Below are 17,913 nucleotides of genomic sequence, written 5' to 3'. Positions count from 1 at the left end.
AAAACCTATTGTCAAACTGCCTAAAAACGTCTATCATAAGATTAGTTAGTAGAGATTACTTCCTAATTACAAGACTATCATGATTTTTATCGTTTTGATGGAATCCGCGAGACTCCCAAGAAGTGACAAATCAGACACGAACTTGCGGGAAAGCCAAGCGGGATTTCGTTTGTTTTAATAAAAATCGAACCGTCTTTATCCTACCAAAATTATAATAATATGAAAGAGGTCATAATATGAGCGACCGCAAACAAGCCTTAGACATGGCTTTGAGACAGATAGAAAAGCAATTCGGAAAAGGATCCATCATGAAGATGGGTGAGCAAACGGATAATCGTGTATCAACCGTATCGAGCGGTTCCATAACTCTTGATATCGCTATGGGCGTCGGTGGTTTCCCGAGAGGACGTATTATTGAAGTTTACGGCCCTGAATCCTCAGGTAAGACAACGGTCGCCCTTCATGCAATTGCCGAAGCTCAAAAAATAGGCGGGCAAGCGGCCTTTATTGATGCAGAGCATGCGCTTGATCCGGCCTATGCGAAGAATCTTGGAGTCGATATTGATGAATTGCTGCTTTCACAACCTGATACCGGTGAACAAGCCCTTGAAATTGCTGAAGCACTTGTTCGCAGTGGAGCTGTTGATATTATTGTCATTGACTCAGTTGCAGCACTTGTTCCAAAGGCTGAGATCGAAGGCGAGATGGGGGATGCACACGTTGGTCTTCAAGCTCGTTTGATGTCTCAAGCGCTTCGTAAGTTAGGCGGGGCGATTAGCAAATCTAAGACTACAGCTATTTTTATTAACCAGATTCGTGAAAAAGTCGGCGTTATGTTCGGAAACCCTGAAACGACGCCTGGTGGACGTGCTTTGAAATTTTACTCGACCATCCGTTTAGAAGTGCGCAGAGCAGAAACGCTTAAGCAAGGTAATGATATGGTAGGGAACCGAACGAAGATTAAAGTCGTCAAAAATAAAGTAGCGCCTCCTTTTAAACAAGCAGAGGTCGACATCATGTACGGAGAAGGCATTTCAAAAGAAGGCGAAATTCTTGATATTGGCTCCGATCTCGATATTGTTCAGAAGAGCGGTGCCTGGTATTCATTTGATGAAGAACGCCTTGGTCAGGGCCGTGAAAATGCCAAGCAATTTTTGAAAGAAAACCCTGAAATTGCCTCTACCATTGAAAAGAAAATCCGTGCTCATTACGGGTTAGATGCCGAGCAAACTGATGTTGAGCAAGAAGGTTTTGTTGAGCAAGGTGAATTGCTCTAAATTTTTTATTTCAAATCAAAAGCTAGAAAACTTCTTAACTGGCTCATTTAGAGGCAGTCGATAAGTAAATATCCTAGAACTCTCGCACGGTATTTCTCCAATGGAATTTACCGTGCTTTTTTATTAGGAATCCTTTCCTATTATAAAAATCAACGCATGCATCAGGAATAAATGTTGTAAAAAAAACCGCGTACAACTCTGAAAATTAAGTCGAATCTTAATAGAGTTGTCCTGAATTAAGTTGACATCTATTTTTGTTAAATTTACAATGGAAATATATTTATTCATTTTCAATTAAAAAAATGACAAATGATTTAAATGTAAATGAAGTTGAAACTTCAAAAAAATGACAAAAAAGCAAGGCGACTTGTTGAGAGCAAGGGGGTGAATGACTTGACAATGATCATCAGTATCATCTCCATTGCGCTCATCTCTGTAGTCGTTGGAATTTTGATCGGTTACTTGATACGCAAATCGATTGCGGAAGCCAAAATTTCGTCCGCTGAAAGAATGGCTTCACAAATCGTGGAAGATGCCAAACGTTCTGCAGAGGCTTCCAAGAAGGAAGCACTCCTTGAAGCAAAAGATGAAATTCACAAATTGCGTACGGAAGCAGAAGGCGAGATTCGCGAAAGACGTAATGAATTGCAAAAACAAGAAAATCGACTAGTTCAGAAAGAAGATCTCCTTGATCGCAAGAGCGAATTACTTGATAAAAAAGAAGAATCACTTGAGAAGAGGGAGGATTCTCTCGAAAAACGACAACGACAAACTGAAGAGATGGAAAGCAAAGTGGAGGAAATGGTTCGGCTTGGTCAGTTAGAGCTTGAGCGGATTTCTGGTTTGACAACAGAAGAAGCGAAAGAGCTCATTCTCACACAAGTACGACAGGAAACAGTTCATGAAGCCGCTCAGCTGGCGAAAGAAATCGAATTGCGGGCTAAGGAAGAGGCAGACAAGAAAGCGAAGAATATCCTTTCTCTCGCTATCCAGCGTTGTGCAGCCGATCATGTTGCTGAAACAACTGTCTCTGTCGTGAATTTGCCGAATGATGAAATGAAAGGCCGTATTATAGGGCGTGAGGGACGTAACATTCGAACTCTTGAGACCTTAACTGGGATTGATCTCATCATAGACGATACACCAGAAGCCGTTATTTTATCCGGATTTGATCCGATTCGACGTGAAATTGCACGCAATGCATTAGAAAAACTCGTTCAAGATGGTCGTATTCATCCAGCACGTATCGAAGAAATGGTTGAAAAATCACGCCGCGAAGTGGATGAAATGATTAGAGAGTACGGGGAACAAACCACTTTTGAAGTAGGCATTCACGGCCTGCATCCGGATCTAATTAAGATTCTTGGCCGACTTAAGTTTAGGACAAGCTACGGACAGAACGTGTTAAAGCATTCAATGGAGGTAGCCTATCTAACTGGGTTAATGGCTGCTGAACTAGGTGAGGATGTTACTCTGGCTAGACGGGCAGGTCTTCTTCATGACATTGGTAAAGCAATCGACCATGAAGTGGAAGGAAGCCATGTTGAAATTGGGGTTGAGCTTGCGACGAAATACCGTGAGCATCCCGTTGTTGTCAACAGTATAGCGTCTCATCATGGGGACACCGAAGCAACCTCAGTTATAGCGGTCTTGGTAGCCGCTGCGGATGCCTTATCTGCAGCACGGCCAGGTGCACGTCGTGAGACTTTAGAAACCTATATTAGAAGACTTGAGAAGCTTGAAGAAATCTCTGAGTCTTTTGAGGGTGTCGAGAAATCATTCGCTATACAAGCAGGGCGAGAGGTTCGCATCATGGTTCAACCAGAAATCATTGATGATGCGAATGCTTATCAACTCGCAAAAGAAATTACGAAGAAAATCGAAAGTGAACTCGATTATCCAGGTCATATCAAAGTAACGGTGATAAGAGAGACACGTGCGATTGAATACGCAAAATAAAATAAAAAAACACCTTTGTTGGTAATTAGCAAAGGTGTTTTTTTATTGGAATTATTTTCTAATCATTTGAAACCTTTAAGTGACTATTTCGTATTAAGTAGAAAGTGATGGTTGTTTTGTTGTTATTATATTAGTTCCTGAGTAACTAACAATAAAGCTTTTCGAAAATAGACTTACTATAAGTGGCGGTTATTGGCTTTTGAATCCTGGTAGGGAAAACACCTTGTCCGCTTTACTAAATCGAGTTGCTTTAAATAGCTTATTCAAGGAAATTAGGATTCATAATCAATAAGATTCACAAAACAGACTTTGTAAAGTGAGTGATGTGCGATGAGTGAGGTTATTTGCAAACTTGAAAATTTAACGAAACGGATTGGAAAGAAAACAGTTGTTGACCGATTAAATCTAGAAATAAAGAAAGGAGAGATTGTTGGATTTTTAGGACCGAATGGAGCGGGAAAGACAACAACGATGCGTATGATGGTCGGCCATATGGCGATCACGGAAGGCGATGTCAAAATAAATGGATATAGTGTTAAAACAAATAAAGAACAGGCATTAAACTATGTTGGGGGAATTATTGAGACGCCAGAGTTATATAAGTTCTTAACTGGTTATGATAATCTGCTCCATTTTCAGAGAATGACAGGACCCATTAATAAAGAACGCATTGTGGAAGTTACAAAGTTAGTGGGGTTAACCGATGCTATTCATCAGAAGGTGAAAACTTATTCATTAGGGATGAGGCAACGGCTTGGCATTGCTCAAGCGATTCTTACGTCTCCGGAGCTCTTAATTTTGGATGAGCCTACAAACGGTTTGGATCCTTCAGGAATAAGAGAAGTCCGGGAATATTTAAGAAAACTTGCTAAAGAACATGGGATGACCATTTTTGTATCGAGTCATCTCTTGGCTGAAATCGAATTATTATGCGATCGAATCATTATCATCCAAAAGGGACAGATAACGGATACCGAAGAAGTTCATCGTGATGAAAGGAAGGAGAAGGTGACGATTGCTCTTCAGGCGACCCCAACTGACAAGGTAGCGTTGTTTTTGCAAGAAAGAAACATTCCGGTTATCGAGCAGAAAGAGGATACATGGATGGTGTCATTGTCCTTCGAAGACCTGCCGGCATTTCATCGACAAATGATGGAACAGAACTTGGATGTCTATACCGTTTCTCTAGTAAGAGAATCCCTTGAGGAGCGGTTTCTTCAGATGACAACAGAAAAAGTGGGTGACCAGCGATGAATGCTTTTATACGTTTAGTTCAAAATGAAAATATGAAACTTTATAAACGGAAGCTGCTGTGGATTATGGTCGCGATCCTTATCGTGACACTTGTTCTTTCGCTAGTGGTGACATTGAAAACAACGAGCGGAAAGTCAAACGATTGGAAGGCGGAGACGAACAGTCAAATAAAAAAAGACCAAGAAGCGATGGACTCTAATCAATTTAAACCACTGAATGATCAATATAAAAATGAAATTAAGATTGACCAGTATCGTTTAAAAAATGACGTTCCGCCTCTAAATGCCAATACGTCGCTGGGGTTTGTCCAATCCACTTTAGGCTTCTCAACGCTTTTGACAATCTTTATTATCATCATTGCTTCAAGCATTGTTTCACAAGAATTTTCATGGGGAACCATTAAATTAGTGACGATGAGACCCATACAAAGATGGAAGATTCTTTTATCCAAATACGTTTCAGTCTTATTTAATGCCTTGGTTCTGTATCTGCTATTAATTATCCTGTCGTTTTTACTTGGTGTCATCGTATTTGGTTTCGGCGATATGTCAACACATTATGTCTATATTCAAAATTCGGATGTCCGAGATGTATCGATATTAACTCACTTTGTTCAATACTTTGGTTCCAATTTTATCGGTGTGGTCATGATTGCGACCTTTGCCTTTATGCTGTCAACTTTATTTAAGAGCAATGCATTGGCCATTGCTTTAAGCATTATTATTCAATATGCCGGTTCGCTGATTACAAATCTTCTAAGCTCGTTTGACCAGAATTATGTTAAATATGTCTTTTTTACTAATACTGATTTATACCAATATGTTGAAGGGACGCCTCCTGTGCAAGGGATGACTTTAAGCTTTTCCCTCTTTATTTTGCTCGCTTATTTTGTCGTTTTCATTGGACTATCTATAGTGGTTTTTCAAAAAAGAGATATTGTATGAGAACGGATGCCTTCACCGCTGTTAGGGACAAAAACCGTTCAATGGGTTATACTTACTAATAGGAATTCAAAAATTTAATTTAAGTATCTTGAAGTTAGTGAACGTATGAACTTCATTTTTAAGGATGGTTATTGGATGCGATTTTTGTTTGTTGGAGATGTCTATGGCAAAACAGGAAGGCAAATGATCCAAACGTATTTGCCTCGACTTAAAAGTAAATATCGTCCCTCTTTGACGATTGTAAATGGGGAAAATGCAGCAGGTGGGAGAGGGATTACAGAAGAAATTTATAAATTTTTAATGACTCAAGGGGCAGATGTTATCACAATGGGCAATCATACTTGGGATAACAAAGCCATTTTCGAGTTTATTGAGGATGCCAAGCGTATGGTCCGACCGGCTAATTTTCCTGAGGAGACACCGGGAAACGGGATTGTTTACGTTAATTTTAATGGACAAGAGGTGGCTGTTATTAATCTGCAGGGACGCGTGTTTCTCCCGGCCATTGATTGTCCTTTTAAAAAAGCGGATGCTTTGATTGAAGAGGCTCGCAAGCGAACCCCTATTCTATTTGTAGACTTCCATGCTGAAGCAACGAGCGAGAAATTGGCGATGGGCTGGTATTTAGATGGAAGAGTGTCTGCAGTTGTCGGTACGCATACCCATGTTCCGACTGCGGATGAGCGTGTTTTACCTGATGGAACAGCCTATGTAACGGATGTCGGTATGACGGGTCCGTATAATGGGATCATTGGCGTTAATCGTGATACGATCATTAATCGATTTATAACGGCAATGCCTACCCGCTTTGAAAGTGAGGCAGGTCCTGGGCAATTAGCTGCTGTCATTATTGATGTGAATCCGGAAACCGGAAAAGCAACTAAAATCCAGAGAAAGCTGATTAATGATGACCATCCGTTTGATGAGTGAAGCCTTAAAATGTTTTATGAATGAAAGAAGGAATACCTCTCTCCAATAGGGAATATACATATTTACGAGATCACCCTTAAGGAGGAACGGAAATGGATATATTAAAAGTTTCAGCAAAGTCGAACCCGAATTCAGTTGCTGGCGCGCTAGCGGGTGTTCTTCGTGAGCGTGGTTCAGCCGAAATTCAAGCCATTGGTGCAGGCGCAATTAATCAAGCGGTGAAAGCAGTAGCGATTTCAAGAGGATTTGTTGCACCCAGTGGTGTTGATCTCATTTGTATTCCAGCCTTTACGGATATCCTGATTGAGGGGGAAGAACGGACAGCGATTAAATTGATCGTTGAACCTCGTTAACTCTTAATCGAAGGCAAGCCTGTTTGTTCGCTATGAACAAGGAGGCTTTTTATTTTTGGTGGCATTCATTGAGACGTCGTTTGAGAATATGGTAAGATGAACTTATAGGATAAAAAATTCTAAAGATTAACAAAATACGAAAGGGCGATAAATGATGCTCCCTATTTTTGATGCGCATTGCGATGTGCTGTTTCGTTTGGAAAATGACCCCTCCCTTTCATTTCAATCCAGTGAGGATTTACATATCAACATGAGTCGGTTAGAGGAAGCAGGCGCCAAGGTTCAGTTGTTTGCTCTTTTTGTGTCAGACACCGTCCCTCAAGAGTTGAAATTCACAAAAGTGCTGAATATGGTCGATCTTTTTTATAACGAAGTCTTGGACAAACAGCCTAACTTAAAGCCGGTTCGAACGAAGAAGGATATTGACCATTTACAGCCGAACGAAGTCGGTGCGATGCTGACTTTAGAAGGCTGTGACGCTATCGGGCGAGATTTGGTTAAGCTGCGGACGCTCTTTCAATTAGGAGTCAAAAATGTCGGTCTGACCTGGAATGCAAGCAATGCCGTAGCGGATGGGGCGAAGGAATCACGCGGTGCTGGATTAACGGATTTTGGTCGTGAGGTCGTACGTGAAAACAATCGATTTAAGGTATGGACCGATGTCTCTCACTTATCCGAGGCCGGATTTTGGGATGTGATGCAGGATGCGGAATTTCCCATTGCCTCTCACAGCAATTGTAAAGTTTTTTGCGACCATCCGCGTAATCTGTCAGATAAGCAAATTACAGCTCTTATTAAACGAGACGGCATGATTGGCGTCACCTTTGTTCCTGATTTTTTAACCCCAACAGGGAAAGCGACCATTGATGATGTCTTAAGGCATGTTGAACATATTGCGTCTCTTGGGGGAATGAAAAATTTGGGCTTTGGCTCTGACTTTGATGGGATTGAAACGACGCCTGAAAACCTATCCAACTTCGGCCAATACCCAAACTTAATCAATGAATTGTTAAAGCGGTATTCTGAAGAGGATGTTCATGGAATGCTCTATCAGCATTTTGTGAACCATTTACCGGAATAACCCGGGAACCAACCAGTTGAATGACCGCAAACTAGACAACCTTTCATGGAGCACGCACGGAAGGTTGTCTTTTTGCAAGTTAGGGAACGTTACACCCTTTCCTAGAAGGGTCGCCTCTCTTATGAAACGGGAGAACCGTCCCCGCGTTTCGAGGGCAATCCTTGGTTTAAAAGTGAAACGGGAGAACCGTCCCTCCGTTTCATTCGTTAACATTATCTAGTGCCTATGGTATAATTAAAAGAGTTTGAGTGAATGAGCATTCTAGTAATTGATTGGTTGGGTAATTTGTTTTGTTTTTACTATATTGATGAGTGGAAGGAGGGAACGGGTTGGATTCGAAAAAAGAGAAGGATTATTCCACCTATTTCCAACATACGTTCCAAGCGCCTAATTTAAAAGAGGCGAGACGTCGTCGCAAAAATACGGTACAACATTTAAGTGATTTTTCCATTCCAGAGGATATGAAAAATATCGGTGAAGGAAAGCACTTTTTAATACGAACTTACGGCTGTCAAATGAACGAGCATGATACAGAAGTGATGGCAGGTATATTAGAAGAGATCGGCTATACGTCGACTGAACTGGAAGAAGAAGCAGACATTATTCTTTTGAATACGTGTGCGATTCGAGAAAATGCAGAGAACAAGGTGTTTGGTGAAATCGGCCACTTAAAAGCATACAAAACAGAGAATCCGGATCTTATTGTAGGGGTTTGCGGCTGTATGGCTCAAGAGGAGGCCGTTGTTAATCGCATTTTAGAAAAGCATCAGCACGTCGATTTGATTTTTGGTACCCATAATATTCATCGTCTCCCTCAACTGTTGAAGGAAGCTCTCTTAAGTAAAGAGATGGTGCTTGAAGTGTGGTCAAAGGAAGGGGACGTCATTGAAAACCTTCCGAAGGCACGTAAAGGCAACATTCGAGCATGGGTGAACATTATGTACGGTTGTGACAAGTTCTGTACGTATTGCATTGTTCCTTATACAAGAGGGAAGGAACGCAGTCGTCATCCGCAAGAAATCATTGATGAAGTCCGAGAACTTGCGCGTCAAGGCTATAAAGAAGTGACCTTGCTTGGTCAAAACGTGAATGCGTACGGGAAGGATCTTAACGATGGGACATATCGATTAAGTCAATTAATGGATGATATTCGCCATATTGGGATTCCGCGCGTTCGTTTTACAACAAGTCATCCATGGGATTTTACTGATGATCTTATTGACGTGCTTGCAAAAGGCGGCAATTTAGTTGAGCACATCCATCTTCCTGTCCAATCAGGGAACTCTGATGTTCTCAAGATCATGGGACGTAACTATTCTCGTGAGAAATATCTGGAGCTTTTCCATAAGTTGAAGAAAGCCATTCCTCATGCTTCTTTTACAACGGATATTATTGTGGGCTATCCAAACGAAACCGAGGAGCAGTTCCAAGATACACTTTCACTTGTTGAAGAATGTGAATTCGATGGAGCTTATACGTTTATCTATTCACCAAGACCGGGTACACCAGCGGCAAAAATGACAGACAACGTCTCGCTTGAGGTCAAGAAAGAACGTCTTCAGCGTTTAAATAAGGTTGTCAATGAGCATGCCCTAAAGAGCAACCAACGCTTAGAAGGGCAAATCGTAGAGGTATTGGTTGAAGGACCAAGTAAGAAAAATGAAGAGGTTTTATCCGGGCATACACGTATGAATAAACTCGTGAACTTCAAAGGTCCAAAAACGTTAATTGGCGAATTAGTCAATGTACGTATTGTTCAAACAAAAACATGGAGCTTAGACGGTGAATTAGTGGAAGAGGCGGAGGTTGTCAATCAATGACTGAAAAATTTAGTCGAGAGGCCATTATTGATAAAGCCAATGAATTAGCCAAATTGTTAGCCGAAACAGACGAAGTGGATTTCTTTAAACGTGCTGAAGCGCAGATTAATGAAAACGAGAAGGTTCAACAGCTGATTCGGCGGATTAAGCTGCTTCAAAAAGAATCCATTAATCTTCAGCATTACGGTAAAGAAGAAGCATTGAGGCAAAATGAAGAAAAGCTCAACCAATTAATGAAAGAACTTGATGAGATTCCAATCGTTCAAGAATTTAAACAATCACAAGCAGATGTCAATGACCTCTTACAGTTTATCTCCATAACTATTTCAAATAAAGTAACCGATGAAATATTACTTTCTACAGGAGGCGATGTGCTATCAAACCAAACCGGTTCAGCCATAAAAGCACAAGCCCCAGGATCAACCTGCTGAGACCACTCAGCAGGTTTTTTTTGTGCGAGTGGCAGTGAAACGCAGAGTGAAACGCGGGGACGGTTCTCCCGTTTCATTTCATAAACTAGTTCGAAACGCGGGGACGGTTCTCTCGTTTCATTCCATAAATGAGATCGTTCTTCCTAGACCAAAAAATAAGCGGAAGTTTTCCGGTTAAACATCAAGCAGGAGCGCAAAATCCTAGAAGGTTGTTCATTTATCCAAGAAGGTCGCAAAAAAATCCGAGAAGGTTTGTCAAAAATCCTAAAAGGTCAGCCAAAAATCTGAGAAGCTCACCCCCAGCCGCATGCAGGAGCGCAAAATCCTAGAAGGTTGTTCATTTATCCAAGAAGGTCGCAAAAAAATCTGAGAAGGTTTGTCAAAAATCCTAAAAGGTCAGCCAAAAATCTGAGAAGCTCACCCCCGGCCGTATGCAGGAGCGCAAAATCCGAGAAGGTTGTTCATTTATCCAAGAAGGTCGCAAAAAAATCCGAGAAGGTTTGTCAAAAATCCTAAAAGGTCAGCCAAAAATCTGAGAAGCTCACCCCCAGCCGCATGCAGGAGCGCAAAATCCAAGAAGGTTGCTCATTTATCTAAGAAGGTCGCTAAAAAATCTGAGAAGGTTTGTCAAAAATCCTAAAAGGTCAGCCAAAAATCTGAGAAGCTCACCCTCGGCCCCATGCGTGAGCGCAAAATCCAAGAAGGTTCCCCATATATCTAAGAAGGTCGCAAAAAAAATCCGAGAAGGTTTGTCAAAAATCCTAAATGGTCAGCCAAAAATCTGAGAAACTCACCCCCAGCCGCATGCGTGAGCGCAAACTCCTAGAAGGTTGTTCATTTATCCAAGAAGGTCGCAAAAAAATCCGAGAAGGTTTGTCAAAAATCCTAAAAGGTCAGCCAAAAATCTGAGAAGCTCACCCCCAGCCGCATGCGTGAGCGCAAACTCCTAGAAGGTTGTTCATTTATCCAAGAAGGTCGCAAAAAAATCCGAGAAGGTTTGTCAAAAATCCTAAAAGGTCAGCCAAAAATCTGAGAAGCTCACCCCCAGCTGCATGTGTGAGCGCAAAATCCAAGAAGGTTCCCCATATATCCGAGAAGGTCGCTAAAAAATCCGAGAAGCTTAGCTAAAAAATCCGAGAAGCTTGGCCAAAAATCCCAAAAGGTCAGCCAAAAATCCCAGAAACTCCCTCTCCCACCCACCACTCCCTCCCCCACCCCCAAGCTTTTGTCTGCTAATTATTAGGGTTAGTTAAGTTGTTATTTTAGATTTTCTCTCACGCTTTGGAACGCCAATTAGTACACGAGTTTTTTTACTGTCTCTTTTGCTTGATCTCTTGTCAATTCCCTTCACCCTTTTTGAGTGCCCACATACACTATTAAGGCAACAGCCTGGAATCCTTACATTGATTTTGATTGGCTGTTATCCTCCATGAGTTAAGTTCAGAGATAAAGAGGGGCGCTTACATTATGGAGAACGACTCTGGGGCATTCGCCCAACTTTCATGAAGACCTTTAAAGCGAATCACACTAGTCATTTGCCCTGCATAACATGATTTTGAAGAAAGAAAAGGAGGTATCGGTCACGTGTCTGATTTCAGAGAGATCTACACGAAAGCCGTTTGCGGGAAAGGCAAGAAATTCAGTCAGACGGCTCATTCCGTCACGCCGACTCATAAGCCATCAAGTGTATTAGGCTGTTGGGTGATCAACCATAAATGCCGCTCCAATTTTCGTAATGATGTTGTTGTCGTCGAAGGAACCTATGACATAAATATTTGGTACTCATATAACAACAATACGAAAACAGAAGTTGTAACAGAAACGGTCACCTATCGTGACGAAATTGAATTATCCATTAAAGATAAAAATGTAGCAAGCGAACAAATGGAAGTCGTTCAACATGTTCTGCAAGAGCCAAACAGCCTAGATGCCGATATTTCACCAAATGGAAAGATTGTCGTTCAAGTCGAACGAGAATTCTTGGTTGAAGTCATTGGCGAAACAAAAATTAAAGTGAGTGTTGATCCAGAAAACGCTCTAGGTGACGAGGATTGGGACGCCGATTTAGATGAGGCTTTTGAAGACCTCGACTCCGAGTTTTTAGTCGGGGAGCTTGAAGAATAACTAGGGAGACTCTCTTCCTAGTTTTTCTTTTGCTTCTTCCTATTTAAGCAAGTTTTTCTAATCGCCGTTTCTCTCAAGTTCCGAGTGTTATATGCTATAATAATAGTGTCGAAAATGCTCGGATGGGGATGACAGTATGGCTTTTACACCAATGATTGAACAATATTTATCGATAAAAAAAGATTACGCCGATGCCTTTCTTTTCTTTAGGTTAGGCGACTTTTATGAAATGTTTTTCGAAGATGCGATTCGCGCGTCTAAAGAGCTTGAAATTACACTGACGTCACGGGATGGGGGTTCTACGGAGCGCATCCCAATGTGCGGTGTCCCTTACCACTCTGCACAGTCTTATATCACCCTACTAGTAGAGAAGGGGTATAAAGTCGCGATTTGTGAACAAGTTGAGGATCCAAAAGCGGCAAAAGGGGTTGTGAAGCGAGAAGTGGTCCAGCTCGTTTCTCCTGGGACGATCATGGAAGGCGGCCTCCTGCAGCCGAAAGAAAATAATTACTTAGCCTCACTCTCACTAGATAATAAAGATACCTTTGGTCTTGCTTTGATTGATTTATCGACGGGGGAAGGCAAGGTTACACAGCTTCATGAAGTGGACCAGATCATGCCGGAGCTCATGACCTATAATGTGAAAGAGCTGGTGCTTCCGGTTCTTACAGAAGAGGAAAAACGCATGCTGACTCCTGTGCTTGAGACAAGCCAGCTCACCTTTTCAGTTCAGAAATCGTTTGAAAAGGATGAGGCATTTACCCATTTATACAATGATTTATTAGAACAAGCTGAAGAGAAGGCTTATGTACTGTTGCTCAATTATCTTCAGCATACACAAAAACGGGCACTCGAACATTTACAGCCGGTAGAGCGTTATCAAGTCAAAGATTATATGCGGCTTAATCGCCAAACGCGTCGAAACTTAGAACTCACCAGCTCTTTAAGAGAAAAAAAGAAGCATGGTTCCTTGCTATGGCTGCTTGATAGAACCATGACCGCTATGGGCGGCCGGAAATTAAAGGCCTGGATTGAGAAACCATTGATTCAGCTTCAGCCTATTTTGGACAGGCTTCATGCGGTAGAGGCGCTTAAAGAGGCCTTTTTTGAACGAGAAGGACTTCGAGAAGCCCTCTCCAATGTTTATGACCTTGAGCGTTTAGTGGGGCGCATTGCCTATGGAAATGTGAACGCTCGTGAGCTGATCCAACTTAAGGAATCCTTACGTCAAATACCGTCTATTACGAATCAATTGAGTCAAGTCAATTATGAACCGCTCAAACAGTTGGCTCAGCGGATCGACCCTTGTCAGGACATTTTTGATCTAATAGAGAAAGGGGTTATGGAGGATCCGCCTATATCGGTAACCGAGGGGAATATTATTAAGGATGGCTATCATCAACAGTTGGATGAGTACCGCGACGTCACTCGAAATGGGAAGGCGTGGCTCGCGGCTTTAGAGAAGAAAGAGCGTGAGGAAACCGGGATCAAATCTCTTAAGATTGGGTTTAATAAAGTCTTTGGTTACTATATTGAAGTGACCCGAGCTAATTTAAGAGCCTTGCCTGAAGGCCGTTATGAGCGGAAACAGACGCTTGCGAATGCCGAGCGTTTTATTACGCCTGAACTTAAGGAAAAAGAACGACTTATTTTAGAAGCCGAAGACCGTAAAATGGATTTGGAATACCAATTGTTTCAAGAGATCAGAGAGAGGATCAAACAAGAAGCCAGTCGTCTTCAAGCGGTTGCCAGTGAGCTTGCGACATTAGATGTCCTCCAAAGCTTTGCCAGTGTCAGTGATGATTATCATTACGTGAAGCCTGAATTTAAAGAGGAGAGGGCGATCCATCTTGTCACGAGCCGCCATCCTGTTGTAGAAAAGGTGTTAAGCGAAGGGGAGTTTGTGGCAAACGATGTGGAGATGCCTGCCTCTTGTCAAATTCAGTTAATTACAGGTCCAAATATGGGCGGGAAGAGCACCTATATGAGACAAATTGCACTGACTGTCATCATGGCTCAAATCGGCTGTTTTGTTCCTGCTGATCAAGCTTCTCTGCCTATCTTTGATCAGATCTTCACTCGAATTGGTGCGACGGATGATCTTGCAAGCGGCCAAAGTACTTTTATGGTGGAAATGGTTGAAGCAAAAGAGGCGCTTGCTCAAGCAACAGAGAACAGCTTGATTTTACTTGATGAAATCGGACGCGGAACCTCGACTTATGACGGCATTGCCATTGCTCAAGCGATTGTTGAATATATTCACAATCATATTCATGCTAAAACTTTGTTTTCCACGCATTATCATGAATTGACCTCTCTTGAGCAGCAGTTGGAGCACCTTGTGAATGTTCATGTCAGTGCGATGGAACAAGACGGAAGTGTCGTGTTTTTGCACAAAGTCAAGAAAGGCTATGCGGATAAAAGTTATGGGATTCATGTGGCTGAGCTCGCAGAACTCCCTCCCACGCTAATTACAAGGGCGGCAGCGATTTTAAAGACACTTGAAACGCCTGACCAACAGGTTGACCGAGTAATTAAGAAAGCGGCAGAACCTCTAGAACAATTACCAGAAGTACGGGAAGCAGATGGGATCGATTCAGCGGTTGATTCAAAAGCCGACAGCGGCCAGCTTACTCTCTTCGGTGATCTAGAAGTAAAAGAACCAAAGCCCGGCAATAAAGCGTCAGAATTGGAACGCCGTATCAAAGAATTGGATTTGTTGAATATGACACCGATGGAAGCCATGAATGTCTTATATGACTGTCAAATGGCTCTGAGAAACCACCGGCGGGCCAAATCGTTAACGAAGGGGTGATTAAATGGGAAGAATCGTGCGAATGGATGAAGCGTTGGCCAATAAAATCGCAGCGGGGGAAGTAGTTGAACGCCCGGCATCTATCGTGAAGGAATTGGTAGAGAATGCTTTAGACGCGGACGCGACGGCAATCACGATCGAGGTCAAAGAAGGCGGCCTTGAGAAAATAAAAATAACCGATGATGGCCATGGTTTTTTACCTGAGGATTGCCTTTTAGCATTTGAGCGGCATGCAACAAGCAAAATCAAGAGTGAAAAGGATCTTTTTCATGTGAGAACTTTAGGCTTTCGCGGAGAAGCCCTTCCAAGTATCGCTTCTGTTTCTCATTTTGAACTTCGCACCTCCACAGGAGAGGGGCCGGGTAGACATCTCGTTTTGGTGGGCGGACGTGTTGAAACGGATGAACCGTCTCATAGTCGTAAAGGAACGGAAATGACAATTACCCAGCTTTTTTATAACACACCTGCTCGGTTAAAATATCTAAAAACAATTAATACAGAACTTGCGAATATAACGGATGTTGTGAATAAATTAGCTCTTGCCCATCCCGACATCCGTTTTCATCTTGTTCATAATGAGAAGACCTTGCTGAAGACGAATGGGAATGGAGATTTGGCACAAGTGCTCGCTGCAATATATGGCGTTGAAACAGCCAAGCAATCCCTCCCCTTAAAAGCCTCCTCTCTTGATTTTGAAGTGGAGGGAAGGCTAGTGAAGCCGATGATTTCTCGGGCTGGGAGACAGTACGTCTATCTATTTATCAATGGCCGCTATATCCGTCATTACAGCTTATTTAATGCCATCATGAACGGCTATCATACCCTTCTTCCGATTGGCAGGTTTCCGATTGCCGTCGTTCATATTAAAATGGATCCCACGCTTGTTGATGTGAATGTCCACCCGGCAAAGCTTGAAGCTCGGATAAGTAAAGAGGCAGAATTAGTGGAACTGATTCAATCGGCAATTAAAGGCGTTTTTCATGCCCAAAGACTTATCCCTGATGTTCAGAAAACAAAACGAGAGCGTGAATGGACAGAGCAGCAAGCGATGGATTTTCGCCCGGTTCCCGGTAAAACAGCTCTTGACCAAGTGAAAGAAAGAGCGGTGAGCCCGTCATTTGAGGCAAACCCTGAGCGACTCACTCATCAGGAGCCAGAAAGACAAGCCCTGACCTTCCAAGCTCAAGATCAACCAAGCCGTTCTTTGGAGGGCCCTTCACAAAGAGAGATTTTACAGGAACAAGACGTGGAGGACATGGAGTCAATGAGTGACCCTATCGACCTATCAGATCGTGACTCTTTTAATCCTTCTCAAGTGATCAGAGAAGACAGGCCGGATCAAGAATTCACGTCAGAGTCGGGTCTCGACCAAAACGAACCAGAACGTAAACGTATGCCAAAACTTTTTCCGATCGGTCAATTGCATGGGACTTATATTCTTGCCCAAAATGAAGAAGGACTTTTTATTATAGATCAGCATGCGGCTCAAGAGCGCATCAAATATGAATTTTTTCGGGAAAAAGTAGGGGAGACCGGTCATAAGAACCAAGAACTGCTCTTTCCGTTAACCTTTGATTTTACGGCAAGTGAAGCATCTATTATTGAAGAAAATAGGCAGATTCTCTCAGAACTAGGTTTGAATTTCGAAGCTTTTGGCCATCATTCTTTTATAGTCCGTTCTCATCCAAATTGGTTTCCAAAAGGAAGGGAGCGAGAGACGATTGAGTCGATCGTGGAAGAATTGATCGACAGCCAATCCGTCTCCATTAAGAAGCTGAGAGAAGCCCTAGCGATCATGATGTCCTGCAAACAATCGATTAAGGCGAATCGGCATTTGAGAATGGATGAAATGGAATCCTTGCTTGATCAGCTGATTGAAGCGCAAGATCCGTTTACCTGCCCGCACGGAAGACCGGTCATTATTCATTTTTCAACATATGAAATGGAAAAGCTGTTTAAGAGGGTCATGTGATGTCTCAGAACAAAGAACGTTGCGTGGTAATCGTAGGACCAACGGCGGTTGGCAAAACCAAGCTTGGAATCGAAATTGCAAAAGCTTTTCATGGAGAAGTCATTAATGGCGATGCAATGCAGGTCTATCAAGGACTAGATATTGGGACAGCCAAAGTGACTGAAAAGGAGGCAGAAGGGATTCCTCATCATCTGCTTGACTTTCTTGATCCAAGGGAAAGCTATACGGTCGCGAGATTTCAGAAGGAAGCACGGGAACAAATTGACTCGCTTTATAACAAAGGGATACTTCCGGTTCTCGTAGGAGGGACAGGATTATATGTCAAGGCGGTCTTATATGATTATCAATTTAATGAGGTGAAAGAAGACACTGCTTTTCGTGAACATTTACAAAAACGAGCAGAAGTCGAAGGACCTGATCCGTTATATCGAGAGTTGCTGGAGGTGGATCCTGAAGCAAAGGACCGAATACATCCTAATAATGTGCAGCGCGTCATCCGCGCTTTAGAGATTTATCATAAAACAGGTAAACCGATGAGCGAGCATCTTCCTGAGAATGAGCCGGCCCTCCTTTTTGACCCCGTTATCATCGGTTTAACGATGGAGCGTCATCTTTTATATGAACGAATCAACCAAAGAGTGGACATGATGGTTCAAAAAGGGCTAATTGAAGAGGCAAAGTCCCTATATGATCAAGGGATTCGTCATACTCAGTCGGTTCAAGCGATCGGCTATAAGGAATTGTTTGGTGCCTTTGACGGTGAATACTCCATTGAGACAGCCGTTGAGTTAATAAAACGCAATTCCAGGCGCTTTGCTAAGCGTCAGTTGACATGGTTTCGACACCAAATGGCCATCGAATGGTTTGATATGACTGACGTTGAAAATTCTTATAAAAAAATAAATGAAATCCTTGAATTTGTAGCAGGAAAGTTAAAAGATTAGTCGAACTAA

General features: G+C 42.4%; 13 protein-coding genes. All 13 read left to right on the top strand.

Annotated elements, in window-relative coordinates; all coding sequences use genetic code 11:
• The first annotated feature begins 236 nt into the window (after window positions 1–236).
• Entirely contained in the window at window positions 237–1,277 is a 1,041-nt protein-coding gene (recA, locus tag PU629_RS15500; protein ID WP_275280963.1) for a recombinase RecA, read from the top strand.
• A 399-nt stretch (window positions 1,278–1,676) separates the two neighbouring features.
• Window positions 1,677–3,236, top strand: a complete 1,560-nt coding sequence (gene rny, locus PU629_RS15495; RefSeq protein ID WP_275284448.1) for a ribonuclease Y — start codon at window positions 1,677–1,679, stop codon at window positions 3,234–3,236.
• A gap of 330 nt (window positions 3,237–3,566) precedes the next feature.
• Complete coding sequence (locus PU629_RS15490; protein WP_275280962.1) at window positions 3,567–4,490, top strand: ABC transporter ATP-binding protein; 924 nt, start codon at window positions 3,567–3,569, stop codon at window positions 4,488–4,490.
• Window positions 4,487–5,434: a DUF2705 family protein gene (locus tag PU629_RS15485; protein WP_275280961.1), complete on the top strand. Its 948-nt coding sequence runs from the start codon at window positions 4,487–4,489 to the stop codon at window positions 5,432–5,434. The genes PU629_RS15490 and PU629_RS15485 overlap by 4 nt, the downstream gene beginning before the upstream one ends.
• A gap of 135 nt (window positions 5,435–5,569) precedes the next feature.
• Window positions 5,570–6,364: a TIGR00282 family metallophosphoesterase gene (locus PU629_RS15480; protein ID WP_275280960.1), complete on the top strand. Its 795-nt coding sequence runs from the start codon at window positions 5,570–5,572 to the stop codon at window positions 6,362–6,364.
• A 92-nt stretch (window positions 6,365–6,456) separates the two neighbouring features.
• The gene (locus PU629_RS15475; RefSeq protein ID WP_275280959.1) at window positions 6,457–6,717 is read left to right on the top strand and encodes a stage V sporulation protein S; all 261 of its coding nucleotides are present in this window, start codon (window positions 6,457–6,459) and stop codon (window positions 6,715–6,717) included.
• A 151-nt stretch (window positions 6,718–6,868) separates the two neighbouring features.
• Complete coding sequence (locus PU629_RS15470; RefSeq protein ID WP_275280958.1) at window positions 6,869–7,798, top strand: dipeptidase; 930 nt, start codon at window positions 6,869–6,871, stop codon at window positions 7,796–7,798.
• 329 nt (window positions 7,799–8,127) lie between these two features.
• Window positions 8,128–9,618 (top strand): tRNA (N6-isopentenyl adenosine(37)-C2)-methylthiotransferase MiaB, encoded by a 1,491-nt coding sequence (gene miaB / locus PU629_RS15465; protein ID WP_275280957.1) that lies wholly within the window; start codon window positions 8,128–8,130, stop codon window positions 9,616–9,618.
• Window positions 9,615–10,049 (top strand): YlbF/YmcA family competence regulator, encoded by a 435-nt coding sequence (locus PU629_RS15460; protein ID WP_275280956.1) that lies wholly within the window; start codon window positions 9,615–9,617, stop codon window positions 10,047–10,049. The genes miaB and PU629_RS15460 overlap by 4 nt, the downstream gene beginning before the upstream one ends.
• Window positions 10,050–11,633: 1,584 nt before the next feature.
• On the top strand, window positions 11,634–12,173 hold the full coding sequence (cotE, locus tag PU629_RS15455; RefSeq protein ID WP_275280955.1) for an outer spore coat protein CotE: 540 nt from the start codon (window positions 11,634–11,636) through the stop codon (window positions 12,171–12,173).
• Window positions 12,174–12,309: 136 nt separating this feature from the next.
• On the top strand, window positions 12,310–14,988 hold the full coding sequence (gene mutS, locus PU629_RS15450; protein ID WP_275280954.1) for a DNA mismatch repair protein MutS: 2,679 nt from the start codon (window positions 12,310–12,312) through the stop codon (window positions 14,986–14,988).
• Between the two features lie 4 nt (window positions 14,989–14,992).
• Window positions 14,993–16,960: a DNA mismatch repair endonuclease MutL gene (gene mutL, locus PU629_RS15445; RefSeq protein WP_275280953.1), complete on the top strand. Its 1,968-nt coding sequence runs from the start codon at window positions 14,993–14,995 to the stop codon at window positions 16,958–16,960.
• Complete coding sequence (gene miaA, locus PU629_RS15440) at window positions 16,960–17,904, top strand: tRNA (adenosine(37)-N6)-dimethylallyltransferase MiaA (protein ID WP_275280952.1); 945 nt, start codon at window positions 16,960–16,962, stop codon at window positions 17,902–17,904. The genes mutL and miaA overlap by 1 nt, the downstream gene beginning before the upstream one ends.
• The last annotated feature ends 9 nt before the right edge of the window (window positions 17,905–17,913 follow it).

This window comes from Pullulanibacillus sp. KACC 23026 (genome assembly GCF_029094525.1).
GTDB lineage: Bacteria > Bacillota > Bacilli > Bacillales > Sporolactobacillaceae > KACC-23026.
The sequence above is the reverse complement of the archived record's forward strand: the minus strand, read 5'-3'. Positions and strand labels throughout refer to the sequence as shown.